The 14,878-nt window shown below is 58.0% G+C and carries 9 protein-coding genes, 1 tRNA gene and 1 pseudogene; 9 read left to right on the top strand and 2 right to left on the bottom strand.

The features are described from left to right. Positions 1-114: 114 nt before the first annotated feature. Complete coding sequence (locus tag PMN64_RS23480; protein ID WP_304496856.1) at positions 115-1,101, bottom strand: L-threonylcarbamoyladenylate synthase; 987 nt, start codon at positions 1,099-1,101, stop codon at positions 115-117. Positions 1,102-1,179: 78 nt separating this feature from the next. On the opposite strand from PMN64_RS23480, the gene PMN64_RS23475 reads away from it, so the two are divergent. Continuing rightward, positions 1,180-1,256, top strand: a tRNA-Pro gene (locus PMN64_RS23475). A gap of 132 nt (positions 1,257-1,388) precedes the next feature. On the opposite strand, the pseudogene PMN64_RS23470 reads toward PMN64_RS23475, so the two are convergent. Continuing rightward, positions 1,389-1,823, bottom strand: a pseudogene (locus tag PMN64_RS23470) (site-specific integrase); the annotation flags it as partial. A 177-nt stretch (positions 1,824-2,000) separates the two neighbouring features. On the opposite strand from PMN64_RS23470, the gene PMN64_RS23465 reads away from it, so the two are divergent. The 8 genes from PMN64_RS23465 to PMN64_RS23430 form a co-directional block, all read left to right on the top strand. Beyond that, positions 2,001-2,300: a hypothetical protein gene (locus tag PMN64_RS23465; protein WP_411782350.1), complete on the top strand. Its 300-nt coding sequence runs from the start codon at positions 2,001-2,003 to the stop codon at positions 2,298-2,300. 1,157 nt (positions 2,301-3,457) lie between these two features. Then, positions 3,458-3,781 (top strand): DUF736 domain-containing protein, encoded by a 324-nt coding sequence (locus tag PMN64_RS23460; RefSeq protein WP_411782349.1) that lies wholly within the window; start codon positions 3,458-3,460, stop codon positions 3,779-3,781. Positions 3,782-4,207: 426 nt separating this feature from the next. Further along, complete coding sequence (locus PMN64_RS23455; protein WP_411782348.1) at positions 4,208-5,224, top strand: methyltransferase; 1,017 nt, start codon at positions 4,208-4,210, stop codon at positions 5,222-5,224. A gap of 1,158 nt (positions 5,225-6,382) precedes the next feature. After that, complete coding sequence (locus PMN64_RS23450; protein ID WP_411782347.1) at positions 6,383-7,765, top strand: serine hydrolase domain-containing protein; 1,383 nt, start codon at positions 6,383-6,385, stop codon at positions 7,763-7,765. Positions 7,766-8,309: 544 nt separating this feature from the next. Further along, positions 8,310-8,540, top strand: coding sequence for a helix-turn-helix domain-containing protein (locus PMN64_RS23445; protein ID WP_411782346.1), 231 nt, complete (start codon positions 8,310-8,312; stop codon positions 8,538-8,540). 496 nt (positions 8,541-9,036) lie between these two features. Further along, positions 9,037-10,314: an SIR2 family protein gene (locus PMN64_RS23440; protein WP_411782345.1), complete on the top strand. Its 1,278-nt coding sequence runs from the start codon at positions 9,037-9,039 to the stop codon at positions 10,312-10,314. Positions 10,315-10,351: 37 nt separating this feature from the next. Further along, positions 10,352-12,001 carry an ATP-binding protein gene (locus PMN64_RS23435; protein WP_411782344.1) on the top strand — a complete coding sequence of 550 codons (1,650 nt, stop codon included), beginning with the start codon at positions 10,352-10,354 and terminating at the stop codon, positions 11,999-12,001. A gap of 43 nt (positions 12,002-12,044) precedes the next feature. Continuing rightward, positions 12,045-14,878: hypothetical protein (locus PMN64_RS23430; protein WP_411782343.1), on the top strand; the 2,834-nt coding region annotated here is incomplete at its 3' end.

Here is a 14,878-nt window from a genome sequence, read left to right as displayed (position 1 = left end):
AGTCGGGGATCTTTGCCTAAGCATGCCGTTCGGGCAAACGCTTCGCGTTTGTCGCGAGGGAAAACCGGTTCCCACTTGGCGCTAACGCGGCCGTTCCGGTCCGGGTCATGCTTGTTACCGCCCAACGGCCGCGCGGCGCAGCCGGTCATTGATGGCTTCGCCCAACCCGTCCTCGGGAATGGGCGTCACCGCGATCGCATCCGCGTTTCTTTTGTCGAGGGTGCGAAGGTACCCGAACAGATTGGCGGCGGCCTCGGCCAGGTCGCCGCGCTCGGACAGGTTCATCTCCACCGAGGCGCATTCGCGCCGCGCGACCTTGGCTGGCCCGAACGACAGCAAGGCTTCGCCGACATGGACGTCGCCGGCGTTGAGCCGGACCGGTGTCCGTGGCGCGTAGTGCGAGGCGAGCATGCCGGGGGCAACCGGCTGGGCGTCGCTTTCCGCGTCTTGCGGCGGCGACTGCAAGGGGTGGCCGAGCACGCGCTCGATCTCGGCGCGCGTCAGCCCGCCCGGCCGCAGCAGCACCGGATCGGAGAAGCAGCCGACGATGGTGGATTCGACGCCGACCTCGACCGGCCCGCCGTCGACGATCAGGTCGATGCGACCGGCGAGATCGCCGTTCACATGCTCGGCAGTGGTCGGCGAGACATGGCCGGAGAGATTGGCCGACGGCGCTACCACGGCACCGCCGAAGGCCTTGATGATGTCGCGCGCCACTTTGTGGGCCGGGATGCGGATGGCGACCGTATCGAGCCCGGCGGTCGCGAGTTCCGCAACCGGGCAGGAGAGCGCCTTCGGCAGCACCAGGGTCAGGGGACCGGGCCAGAACGCGTCCGCCAATCGCAGGGCCTGCCCGTTGAACAGGGCAATCCGGCGGGCGGCGCCGAGATCGGCGACATGGGCAATCAGGGGATTGAAGGCCGGCCGGCCCTTGGCCTCGTAAAGCCGGGCGATCGCGGCGGCGTTGCCAGCATCGGCGCCGAGGCCATAAACCGTCTCGGTCGGAAACGCCACCAGGCCGCCCTCGGCCAGGACCCCGGCGGCGGTTGCCGTGGCGGCGGCGCCAGCGGACAAAACGTGCGTTTTCAGACCTGTATCCACTGTGACTAGATTCCTCAATTGGGTGCCCTGTGGTCCCTTGCGGTCCCCGAAACCCGACGCTATAAGCCGGCCCTCAGTCGGAGTGTGGCTCAGCCCGGTAGAGCACTGCGTTCGGGACGCAGGGGTCGCAGGTTCGAATCCTGCCACTCCGACCAGATTTCCTTAGGTTTTTTGTTCTCATCGGTGGCTGTTCCCGAGTCAACCACCGATTTGACCACCGAAACATACCTCGCTTTTTGGCCAATGGCTGCTGCCGCCCCGTGCAAATGATCGGGATGGTGATGGCCATAGGTATCCTGCAGGACCTCCGACGACATGCCGAGGAACCCGGCTGCCTCCCAGATCGGCACGCCGCGCTGCATCAGCCAGGTCGCCGCCGTGTGGCGCAACGTGTGCGGAGTGACTTTCCCGGGTAGCTTGGCCAGATCCACGGCAGATTTGAAGCCTTTCTTCACGGAAGCCACCGGCTTGCCGTTGAACTCGACGAAGCAGGTGCTGATCAGCTTCCGGTCTTTCCAACGACGCATATGAGCCAGTAGCCGGGGCGGAAGTGGAGCTGGCGTCTGACGCTTCTTGGTGGCTCGCTTCCCGATCGGCCTGCGGTAGAAGATACCACGCTCCAGATCAACGTACGAGTGCCCAAGCTCCTGGTATGGCGATGCCGCCGCGATCGCGCCGGCTCTGGTGCCGGTGTAGAGGCCGATCAGGATAAATCTGGCCACGTGTCGCAGTGGTCGGCGGTCTGTCCGTACCGGGTCGCCCTTTGAACTGCCGGCGTGGATCGTCTGCTTCTCGCGATAGCGCCAACATTGCCAAACCAGGCCTGCCGCCTCAGTGCGTGTCAGCCACCGATCGCGCGCCTCGCCTTTCGGCGGGAGAGACACGCGAACCGTGCCCCGGTGAAAGCCCTCTTTTGCATGATGGTTGATCGCAGCGCGGAAAGTCTCGAGGTCACGGCGCGCGCCGCCCTTGCTACCGCGATGTTTGACGTAAGCTGCGCAGGATTGCGCGTTCACTGCCGACAGCTTCTTGCCGCCCCAAAAATCGTTGAGCCGGTCGATCCTCGCTTCGATTTCAAACTGGTCACCTGGCTCGCCGATATCGGTCAAATAGATCGACAGCACGTCAGCGCAATCGATGTCCTCGATATCGCGTCGGCTGCGCTCCGGTTGATATTTTTGAGCGATGTAGTCTGCTAGCGCTTGCTCTGCTTTCTGCGGCGGCTTTGTTTCAGACGCGCTCGCAATGCATCCTGTGGCGATATGCCGGTCTCCGTCCTTGATAATCCAAACAGACTGGGCGACGAGATTGCCTTCGCGATAGCGGGCTTTGCGTCTGTAGAGCCGGGCTCCTTTGCTCGGACGCGGCATAATTCCCTCATTCTCTCTATATGAAAGAGTGTCGTGTAATCCTTGCCCGCAATGCGTTCGACGATGAGCCTTCCGCGAGCACTTTCTCTTCGCAACCCGGAAGCGGTCATCGAACCATCGGGAAATGCCACGGCCGCCGCTACAGAAAGCCGGAGTGGATCGTGGAGGCCAACAGCTTCGCGCTGCTTTGATGTATCGATCATGTCAGTGAAATCGCGATCGGCGAAAGCACTAACGTGCGGCGTCTGCTAACGCGCCCCTTTGCGCTGGACGTCTCAAGGTCATCAGTGCCCATCGGCACATACAATCAACCCATGGACGGCATCTCAATTGCGACGAGCCGCAGTTTGGGCCGACATAAGCGGACAGAAGGAATGCCTGAGACGGGAGCGCCAGCGTTATCCTAGGTGCGGATACTGATCACTTTTGCGAGGCCTCATTTTCGTTCTTCGTTCCGGCTGGCTTCTTGACTGGCCAATGTCCGCTGCCGTCGTTGGCGCGGGCGAAACACGCTGGGCTAAGCTGAACCCTTTGATAGGCCGTTGGTTGACTGCGATCCACACGCCAACCAATAAGCCTTGCCGATCCGGCTCCCAATATTCGGTGGTTGTTGGCGATTCTATCGGGTCGGATGTTCTGCGGGTACTGGCAGATTTGACAGGTCGTGCATTGGCCCGACGCGCCGCCTGGGACGATCGGTTCGGCGTCTCCGATTGCAGTCAATGTCTGTCCTGTGGCTGCCTCGATGGACGATTCCCTGCTTGTGGACGTGATGACCTATGGGAAGCGCCCCGCTATCTGAAACCCTCGCCAGCTCCTTTTTTCCCCGCCGGCAAGCCGGCTCCTCGCGGCCGCTCCGCTGCAAAAAAAGAGCTCTCTCGGGTGCGCCGCTGCGCCTCGCCCCGATGGGTTCAATCGCGTTTCGCTCCCCATGACGGTCTCGCCATCGCAGGGGATCGGCCCTGCGGCAGCGAAGGAGACAGACCATGACTGCAATCGGATTCGTCACCCGCACGGACAACGGCGGCTACAGGGGCGAACTCAAGACCTTGTCGATCCGTGCCCATATCGACATCGTTCCCAATAACGGCAAGTCGACTGAGGCTCAGCCAGATTTCCGCATCATCGCCCAGGGGGTTGAGATCGGCGCCGGCTGGATCCGCCGCGGCGAGAGCAGCGGCAAGGACTACGTAAGCCTGTCACTCGCGGCACCTGAACTTGGGTCTCGCAAGCTCTATGCCAACCTTGGCCGGGCCGTCGGCTTGGGCGATGACAACGGCTTCTTTCTCATCTGGAATCCCGGAGACTAGCCCGAGTTATTGGGCTCCCGCGCTTCACGCGGGAGCCTCTTTCTTGTCTCCAGGTGTCCGGCTCTCGATTGCCATTGCCTGTAGCCTGGACGAATTTTTTTGCTTGATCGAGCTTTCCGGGCGTGAGCAATCGGACGCCGAGCCGCACTCGATCTGTCTGCCTTTCAGCGGTCTACGGCCACGACAGCAAGCGCAAACTCGAGAATTTTTCTCTGGGGCATTTTGCGCAAGGAGGGGGACTTGAGGGGCGCTGCCCCTCACCCCCTGCAAGAGCTTCTGTCGTCCTCCGGTGCAGCAAGTCGGCCGCACGTCGCGGCTCCGCCGCTCGGTGCAACCGCGTTGCGCACTATCGGATTCGCGCCGCTCTGATGGCGCCGAAACAAGCTCTTGCCCCCGAAACCCCGGTCTCGCCGACGGGCAGGCGGCATGGCGAAGGCCATGCGCGCTGCGCGGTTTTCAAGCGGCCCTTCAGGGCTCCAGGAGCGAGATTTGACGATGGCTAAACTGACGAAAGTCGAGGCCAAGGCGCATGCCGAGGCCGTCGAGCTGCTCAAGAAGGAAGTCCTCACCTACGATGAACGCGCGTTCGTGCTGGACAACTGGCACGAGGGGGCAAACCACATCAACGGGTCGGCGGGCGCATTCTTTACCCCTTCAGGCCTTGCCGGCGACTTCGCCATCGATGCCTGTGGCGGTCGGACAATCGACCTTTGTGCCGGGATTGGCGTGCTCGCATTCCATGTCTTCTGGCGAGGATATTACGCGCGCGGCCAGGGCGCCCCCGAGAGGGAAATCTTCTGTATCGAGCGCAATCCGGCCTATGTCGAGGTCGGTCGCAAGGTGCTGCCGGAGGCGAAATGGATCTGTGCCGACGTGTTCGATTTCGATCTCAGGGGGCTCGGCCATTTCGGTTGCGCGATTGCGAATCCGCCGTTTGGAGCCACTCCGAGGAGCGGAAGCGGACCGCGCTACACCGGGCGTTCGTTTGAATTTCACCTGATCGATATCGCGTCCGACATAGCCGATTATGGCGCATTTATCATCCCGCAGATGTCCGCGCCGTTCGAGTATAGCGGCGTGCAATGCTACCGCGAGCGCAAGAGCGAGGACTATCTGAAGTTCGCAGAACAGACCGGAATCCATCTGGAAGCTGGCTGCGGCGTCGATTGCTCCTACCACCGCGACGTGTGGAAAGGCGTGGCTCCCAACGTGGAAATCGTCTGCGCCAACTTTGAAGAGTTGCCACGCAACAAGGCTCGATCGCCGACCGATCCGGAGGCCGAGCTGCGCGCTTTGTGGACCGAAAAGCGCGCGCCGCTCGATCGACAGGACGCAATCATCGCCGAGGTTGCGGCCAAGGCAAAGGCTGGAATTCGGTTCGTTGAACCGCCGGTCCAGGCGGATTTGTTCGCGGAGATTGAGCGCTCCAGCTCCAAGCGCTGACGGTTTTCTCCGCCAATCTGGGAGTATTTCTTACATCCGATCCGGGGCGGCTGCCGAGCCTGTTCTGCTCGGCGGTCGCTGATGCATCCCGAGACAAGCGCATAGCGGAAGCTGGCCGAGAGGGTACTCTCGCCCGGTACTCGCCGTTCAAATGGCTGGCACCACGGCAGCTCGCCACCGGACGTCTCCGCGGCTTGTGCCCCCCAACCCAAATCGACGCTTCGCCGGCCGAAGGAATACCACTGGCTGGATCGTGCTGGGACGCCGCGAGCCCGGCCGACCAGGCGACGTAACACGCGCTATTTCGACGCAAGAATTGCGTTCGTGGACTGCATTTTTGCCGCCGACGTGAAAGCCGCTGGACCGATTTTCGTCTGATCCAGGCGCCAATAATCAATTCATCGCCAGCAGAGTTTGCGCTGGTTGGTAGGCGCTGGAGGGCTCCATTTGGTGACTTCCGCGCACGTTGAGCGGCCGGATTTCTTTGCTTCCGTTGGGCGGCTGCGCTCCGAAAAAGCGTCGGCAAACATGGGTCTCCCATGTGCGTTTGCCTCGAATTTTTCAGCGCTGGGATTGCCTTTCACTCTGGCTAAACGGCTGCGCACGGAACGCTGGGGCGTGGATTAGCGGATCCTGTCGCGGCAAAGAGAAGCAGCGTGAAGAGGTGGGAGAGTGCAGAGGGCGGATGGCAAGATAAAAGCACTGTCGCCAAAGGGCGGCCAAGTGATTGTCTGTACATCCAAGAGTTAGCGCCGTTGACAAGCCTCGTGTCGCCATAACGTGCTCAAGCGGCGCAAACTCTTTTTGAAATTCGTCTGCATGCTCCGTTCTGGTTATGTCGTCCGAAGAATTCCGGAATCTCGCGGGCAACAGGGCAGGCGAATTTCTCGGAATGGGCCTCCATGTCGACGGATCCCGCCGCGCAACGGCCGCTTCCATGTCACGTCCAACTGTTCTCAGCACCGTCTCGATCGGCCGCTATTGTATGGCACCCATCGAAGCTTCTCGGAGGCAAGGTGCGCGCGCACTTCGAAAGGATAGCGAAATGGGACAATAAGACGGGGGCGTGAATCGAGGCTTGACCGCGCGTTCGATCCAGCCTGCAATGTGTCGAAGAACGGCCAAAAAGTTTTCACTTCCGATAGGCTCTGAGCATCCATGTCAGACTGGCTCTCTTCTGCTCTCGGCTACATCCCCACATGGATTGATTATCAGCGAGAATTATTCGATCAGCCAGGTGTCTCGCTGGCGATCGCTCACAAAGGTCAGGTGCTGCTCGAACACGCGAGCGGCATGGCCGATCTTGCAACCCGCGAACCGCTCACCCCTCGTCATCGCTTTCGGGTTGCCTCGCATTCGAAGGCGTTCACGGCGGCCGGGATCATGTTGTTGCGCGAGCACAATAAAATTCGGCTCGACGACCCGCTGGGTGAGTATCTGGCAAATCTTACGCCGGAGGTTTCCGACGTCACCATTTCGCAGCTGCTTTCGCATGCGGCCGGCCTGACCCGCGACGGACCTGACAGCGGTCAGTTCTCGGACCGCCGGCCCTTTCTCAGTGAGGCGGAGTTTCGCACCGATCTCTCCGCGCCACAGCCCCTCGCGCCGGGCGTCACGTTCAAATACTCCAATCACGGTTTCGCGTTGCTGGGCAAAGTTATCGAGAAGGTGACGGGTGAACCCTATGGCCGCTGGATCTATGATCATGTCGTCATCCCAGTCGGTCTCACAGAGACGACGCCTGACTTCGATCCGAGCGTCTGTCGTCCATTGGCCCGTGGCCACTCCACGCGCCAGCCCTACGGTCGGCGCTTCGTAATCCCGGGGGTAAATGTGACGAACGATATGGCGTCGGCGACCGGCTTCACGGCAACCGCCGGCGACCTCGCGCGGTTTATCGGTCAGCTTTCTCCCGGCGCCCAATCGAGCATTTTGACGGGGGCAAGCCGCCGCGAGATGACGCGACGCCATTGGCGTGATGCCTATTCGCAACTTGAGCGCTACTACGGTCTAGGCACGATTTCCGGCCCGCCTGGGCCGTGGAGCTGGGTCGGTCATGCCGGTGGCTTCCAGGGAACGTTGACGCGCACGGTGGCTCTGCCGGAGCAGGATATAGCGATTAGTATCCTCACAAACGCCATAGACGGTCTCGCGAACGCTTGGTTCGAGAGCGTGATCCACATCCTAAAAACCATTCACGATCTCGGCGCTCCGGGACCTGAAACCGCCAGCTGGCGTGGCCGGTGGTGGACACTCTGGGGGCCATTTGACCTGGTACCCGGCAAAGACAAGGTGTTAGTTGCGACACCGGGCCAGCTGTCCCCTTTCTTGGATGCGACCGAACTTAAGCCGTCCGGTATCGACGAGGCGATCGTTACGTTAGCGCAGGCATTCGGCGATCTCGGCGAGGCCTGCCGCCTCATGCGTAACTCGGCCGGCATCGTCGAAGAGGTAGGCATCGGCGGCAAGCGCCTGGTGACCGAAGACGCGATCCGGTCCGAGGTACAGCACCGATATCAGCCGAGCTCACGCGTAGTCTAGCCGCTGTTCTGTCGTTGCTCGATAGTGTTAAGGCCTCTTGCAGGCCGGGTTTGGTCAATAACTAGATGCCCGATCGATGGCAGTTCTTACCAAGGCGATCGCGCGTTCGAGTCGGCTGAATAGAAGCGCGAGGTCTTCCGGGGTTGCCTCTTCCATTCGCAGCGTTTCCACACTCAATGTTTCTCTCATGAGATCATCAATCGAAAAGACGACCTCCGCTACCTGGCCAACTTCACCAAGAACATTCGGAATTGAACATCCTGGGACAATCTCGCCGCATGGGGTAATGCGCACCGACGGCCTAGTTTTCGAGAGTAAGAGTTTCTCGACAGTCTCTGAAGGTAGATCTACGGCCGAAACGACTGCCCCGCCCAACCGATACCCAAACCGGTACACATCGGCGTGGGGCGAGGTCGCACCGGGTGCTTCAATGAACGGTTCTAGGTCGGACGCTTGAGGCTTCATAACGTCTCGATAGTTGCGCGCTGTCTATATCGCAAAAAAGAGGCGATATGGACTATATTCCCTAGAGACTATATGCCTCATGATGCCCGATCCTGCAATGCAGGATTGGTGCAGCATCGTAGGAGGAAATGTGCGACGACTGCGGCAATCGCGGCGCATGACGCAAGAGGAACTCGCATTCGAGGCACAAATAGATCTAACCTACGTCGGCGGCATTGAGCGGGGCCGCCGAAATCCCAGTTTGTTGGTCATGGCGAGAATCGCACAGGCGCTCTCTGTGCCCATCACTAAACTATTTGTGGAATCCTGAAATCGGAAGGCGACCGAGGCTCCGTGCCCCTCTCTGTCAGGTCTTGATTGGCACGCGTTTGTTCTCAACAGGCCCAATATAGGCCTCAGAAAGCGTCGGGGCTCATCGGGAGACTTAATGGGAGACGGCTGGGTTGTCGAAGAGAGCCTCTCTTGTACGGCGCTGGTCCCTCGGCTGCGTCTCTTCGGCAGGCGCTAACTTCGGGGCCCAGGGATCGTCAGGCTCATCATCTGAAGGTCATAGGTTCAAATCCTATCCCCGCAGCAAAATTCTTTAGATATTTCAAAAAATTAGGCCGCCTTTGGCGGGCTTTTCTATGCATTGCAGGCGCTTGCCACGCATTCCCATCTCTTTCGATCAAAAGCCTATTATTGTCATAAGGTTAGGCTGAACCCGTCCGACGGATTGCCGCACGCTACAATTCTGTACATGGCACATGTTTGGCACATGAAAATTCGATTCCGGCTCGCTATCGTCGTGGTTGAAAGGACCACGCATGGCCTACTGGGAAAATCTGCAGTCGTCGGCGACTAACCTTCGGCTTTTTGAGCCGAAGCAAGGTTGGCGTGCACACGACGATGTCAAGGATGATCAAGGCCGGATAAGCGCGCCTGGCTCGCACAATGCCGTCGAGATGGCCCTACACGGCGCACTGAACGCCAGTAATCTTATGGTTCTAACAGGTGCAGGCTCTTCTTTCTGCGCAAGGAATGTGAGCGGCCCGACAGCGCCAAGCATGGTCGGCCTTTGGGATGCCGTGGAGGCCGCAGTCACCCCTGCTCGTCTCGCAGCGGTCATCGCAAAAATTCCCAGCGCCGCGGACCTTAAAAAGAACATCGAAAAGCTGCTTACCTTGTGCAAGCTGCACAGTGTCCTATTTCCGGCCGGCGACGACGCAGCCGAGATCACAGCATTTATCGTCGATGCGGAGCGGGCCATCCTACAGCGCGTCGACTTCGTGGGCCAGGAAACTGACCTAGCTAGCCACCGTAATTTTGTGAGAAAGCTAGCGCGTCGAAGCGTTCGCAAGTCACGAGCGAGGATTTTCACAACAAACTACGATCTCTGCTTTGAAGGTGCAGCCCGCGAGCAGCAGTTCGTAGTGACGGATGGTTTTTCTCACTCGGCACCTCAAACCTATGATCGCGCCCATTACACGTATGACATTGTGCGACGCGAGGGCGAAAGCGACGCTCCCGATTACATCGAGAACGTGTTTCACCTGTACAAGCTTCACGGCTCGATCGATTGGCGACGAAAAGGGCTGACCATTTACAGATCGAAGGACGCAAGCCTCGGAGAGCCAGTGCTCATCTATCCAAGGGACAGCAAGTATCAGGAGGCTTTTGAGGCTCCTTACCTCGATATGATGGGCGCATTCCAATCTTCGTTGCGCGAGCCGGATACAACGCTCGTCGTCTCGGGTTTTGGTTTCAATGACGACCATATTGCAAGGCCGGTATTGGCAGCCCTAGAGGCAAACATGACAATGCGGCTCGTCGTTTGCGACGTAGGCTTTCTCGCGGATGCACCGTTGGAGGGGAATGAGCATTTGATCCCGCTAGCGGCCCCCGCGCGGGTTTCGGGAAATGCATTCTTTGATGCGTTTAGGCGGCTTGCGGAAATCGGTGATCAACGAATTACGCTGCTCAACGGGAGATTTGAAGATCTGTCGGCGGCGCTGCCAGATCTCGTTGCTGAAACCGACCGTGAGCGTCACATGGATCGGATGGCGCGCCTGCGCGAGCTATCGGTAGGGGGCTCGGGTGTCTAGCCACAGCCTAGTCGATCCCGATCGATATCTCGGAACGGTGAGCGTCGTCACGGCAACGATGGTTCAGGCGAACATGCCGTTTGCTCGCGCGCAACCCGAGAAACGTGCTTTGGCGCGCGGGGCTGTAGGCGATTTCGTCTTCATCGATTGCGAGATGACGAAATTGCTTGGCCGCATCATCGAGGTAGCCATTCCCGAGGCGGAGCGCCTGACCATCGAGCCCTCCCTGGGCAAACCCAAAGATACTCATCCGGTTGGGAAGATTCTTATCTTCGCATCGGTTGATTATAGGCAATCTAAACTCGTGCGAGGTCTTCGTACTCATCCACGTGTCGGTGACTCCGTATATCTCGCTGATCCGGCCCGCTTTGGGGAGTTAATTGCGAGCGCGCTCAGTACGGATGACCGCCTTTCGCTTGAGTTGGGGACACTGGATGCTGGCGCCTCTGTGCCTATGAAGCTCTTGCCGGAGCAGCTTTTCGGTCGACATTGCGGGGTATTCGGCGCAACGGGTGGTGGCAAAAGTTGGACACTTGCGACGCTGATCTCACAGATTAAGGCGGTTGGCGGCAAAGCTATTCTATTCGACCCGACAGGGGAATTTGCCGGGTTGCCTTCGATCGCTAAGCACTATGCGTTCGATGGAAATGAGCCGGGCACCGTTCAGGTTCATTTCCCATACACGCAAACAACTGAGGAAGACCTCTTTGCTTTATTTCGACCCTCGGGACAGACACAAGGCCCGAAGCTGCGGGAAGCCATACGAAGCCTCAAACTCGTGAGAATCCTCGGCGGGGTGTCACAGACACTTGCCATCTTTGAAAAGCGCCTCTTGGTTAAGCTCCAACGGCCGCGCAAGCCGTGGATCGTCGCGTTGAACCAGCACAAGATTGCTCTCCACAATCCCTACTGCGACTTCGCGATTGAGGACCTGCAAGATCAATTGCAAGCCGAATGCGTATACAATACTGATCGCGAGAACAGCGGTAGTTGGGGCGGCATCGATCCGCAGGCAACAAGCTATTGCGAGGGCCTAAATACCCGAATCGGGACGCTGGTACATTCGAGCGAGCTTGCTTGCCTCTTCGCTGCGGTCGGCCCTTCTTTGGCAGACATCTTGACGAACTTCATTGATTCCGAGGAGGACGATGTTGTTCGAGTATCGTTCAAGAATGTGAGGTTTGAGCACAATACCCGCGAGGTATTGATCAATGTCATTGGCCGATTTCTGTTGGGATTGGCACGCGCTGACAAGTTTCGCGATCGTCCGTTGATCGTGATCCTTGACGAAGCTCACCAATTCTTGGGCAGAGTTATTGGCGACGAGTACGCCAGTGTGAAACTAGACTCCTTCGGACTTATTGCGAAGGAAGGACGTAAATACGGTCTAACTTGCGTGATGGCTACGCAGCGCCCGCGAGACGTTCCCGCAGAGGTTCTCAGCCAGTTGGGGACGCTGATCGTTCATCGATTAACGAACGACGAGGACCGCCAGGCGGTAGAACGAGCGTGCGGTGATCTAGATAGGAACGCTGCTCTTTTCATTCCCACGCTATCACCCGGTGAAGCGATCATCATAGGTCCTGGCTTGCCTGCGCCTGTTCCGATTACGGTCGCCGAGCCGGCTGTCCCGCCGAATTCGAGAGGCCCGGATTACGAAAAATATTGGCGTGGTCGGAAGGCGTAACCGATGTAACTCGCTTATGCGAACGCGATAATACGGGAGAGAAATGCCTACGCAAAATCGCGAGGATCAACCTCGTTCTTTTAGCCAAGTCGATCCGGTGACCTATATGCGTGGCCGGCACCCAGACTTGTACTCAGATTCCACCGTTGCGAGCTCAGTCGAGCTTACGAAGGGTCTCCTTGAGTATCACCTCGAAACAATCACAAACCGAAGTCAAGAAACCGAGTTTGCATACTTCGCAAGGCGTCTCGCCGAGAAGGAGATTTGCCCCAACCTTCGTCCACAAACTGGGCCAACTGGCGGCGGGGACAGCAAGGCGGATAGCGAAACCATCCCTGTGTCGAGCGAAATCAGCGAGCTATGGATTGGAAGTGACCCAAGAGCCGGAAAGGAGCGATGGGCCTTTGCCTTTAGCTCAAAGAAGGACTGGAAAGGCAAAGTAGCCAGCGACGTTCGCAACATCGCGTCGACCGACCGAGAATACTCGCGCATCTACTTTATCACAAACCAGTTTGCCCCAGATAAGTCACGAAGTGAAAGCGAGGATTCGCTTACCAAAGAAACGGGCATCGCGGTTACGATCCTTGATCGCTCTTGGATCACAAAGGCTGTTATCGAGAACGGGCGTACCGACATCGCCGTCGAAGCCCTGAATATTCAAGAACTTCGTTCGACGTCATCTAAAGAGATTGGACCTGCCGACCTTGAGCGCCAGCAAGAATTGCAGGAGTTGGAGCAGCGAATTGGAGATTCAGATTCCTATCGAGGCGCCCGATATCAGCTTGTAGAGGACTCTCTTCGTGCTGCGCTTCTTGCGCGCGGATTAGGGCGACCGAGGACGGAGATCGATGGCCTATTTATCAGGGCCGATCGACTTGCAACCGATCCCGACAACACGGGGCAGCGCCTCCGGATTGCATACAACTACGCTTGGACGCTCATTTTTTGGTTTGATGACTATCGATACCTCAACTCCCTCTACGACACGATTGAGTCCTTTGCGCTGAAGTCCGATCAGATGGAGGAAGTTGAGCTGGCACTAAATCTCTGGATGGTCCTGCTCAGCCAAGTGCGCCGAGGCGTCTTGTCGACGGAGGAGGCAAAGATCGACGCGCGAAAAGAGTCGATCCGCAGCGTCCTTAAGACGCTGGCTGCCGATGAGGTTCGGCCCAACAATGCACTTCAAGCTAGGACGAACCTGGCTCTTATTGCCATTCAAGACGCAACCGAGGCCAGTGATAGCGGCGCGCTAGATCAAGTTTGGAGAGATCTGAACCAAATTGTCTCCGACGCCGAAAACCTCGGGGATTACCCATTTGAACGATTAGCAAATCTTATTGAGGAGTTGGCCGAGCTTGGGGCCGACAGCCCCGAGTTTGACGCACTATTTGAAAGGATCATTGGCAAGCTTGAGAGCCGCCGGGGTGAGGTGGCCGGCGCCGGCCTGCTGAAAGATCGCGGCTTTCAGAAGCTAAAAGCGGATAAGCCATACGAAGCGATCAGTCTGCTCGGCCGAGCTATGGAACGATTTGTTAAGCGCGAGCATCGGAATGATCTAATCTTCTGCCTTATGGCGCTTTCGGATGCCTACACCAAAGCGGGGCTTTTGTGGGCAGGAAGAAGCTGCGCTCTGTCGGCAACGGAGCGTTGCCTCGCTTATTTTCGTGAGGGTGGCAAGCTTTTCAGATTTTCGCTATCTGCACTTGAGCAGCTTATCATGATCGAGTTGCGGTTAGGACGTCCGGCTCACGTCTTAATGGCGTTCGAACTGAAAAGCATTCTTGCATCGCAGCTTGTAACAACGGAGGAGCATCGTAGGCGTTTCGAGGAGGAGCGCCAACTCATTGAGGGAATGCTTGGAATTGCTCTGCTCTCGGCTTCGTTGAAGCAACTGCGGCAGATGGGTGGTTTGCCAGAGGCATTAGAAGTGTTGGGGTTGTTCATCCCAAAAGGCTTTTTGCTTTATGCTTTGGGCTATCCCGCCGAAATGCGAAATGAAGGGTTTCCTGAGGACAAGTGGTCTGATGAGGAAATCGACGACTTCGTTAAGCTAGCGTTCAGCCAGCCGGGCAGGCTTCAAATGCCCGATCGCCCACAGATCGAAGATGACGGTCAAGTGGTGTACCGCACCGCGGTTCTCGGTTGCCAGATTGAGCTTACGGCGCCTGCTACGATCACTTCAATGTCGGTCGCCGAAGCTGTCTTGGGCACGATCGAAGCGTTTTTTGCGACCAGTCTAGATCAAAGAATAATGCTATATCGTGAGAGTGCGCGGCTCATTGTAGAGTCTACGCCTGATTTGGCGGATGGTATCGACACAACAATTGAGAACGTCGACGGCGAGGCATTCATTCGTGTTCGGCATTCTGCTAACAGCCCGCCGCGAACCGCGTCGGTCAGGCAGAGTTATCGCGACGGCCTAATGAGCCTAATCGCTACCTTTATGGTTCATGTCGCGGTCGTTCCTGACATCGAGTTGTATATGGAAACGGTGGCCGGAGATGAGCGAGGTTTCTCGCGAGCGCTGCTCTATTCTGAAGTGTCCCTAGCGCAAGATAACATATTTGGGTCAGAACCGAAGATTCTGCTGAGTGATTGGAGACCTCCTGCTGGTGCGAGGGAGTTTCCGTTAGTCCGGGCTATCGAATGGAGCCACGGGTTGGCAATCAAGCAAATGCCACTCCCAGATCAGGCCGAGCCGAAGCGATTTGATCCGGACGATCTCGATGGTTCATTCAAGAGGAATGCGGGTCGTGAGAAACACAGCGATCGTAAGATATCATCTCTAATTGATATTCCTCTCTGGGATAGCGCAGGCTGGTGTTCGGTTTTCTATCTGTTTGATCCGACGGTCGCACCTCTCCCAGTGTTGGGTCT

Origin of the sequence: Bradyrhizobium sp. UFLA01-814, assembly GCF_046718885.1 — a bacterium.
GTDB lineage: Bacteria > Pseudomonadota > Alphaproteobacteria > Rhizobiales > Xanthobacteraceae > Bradyrhizobium > Bradyrhizobium elkanii.
Note: the sequence above shows the minus strand (reverse complement) of the source record. Positions and strands in the feature narration are given on the sequence as shown.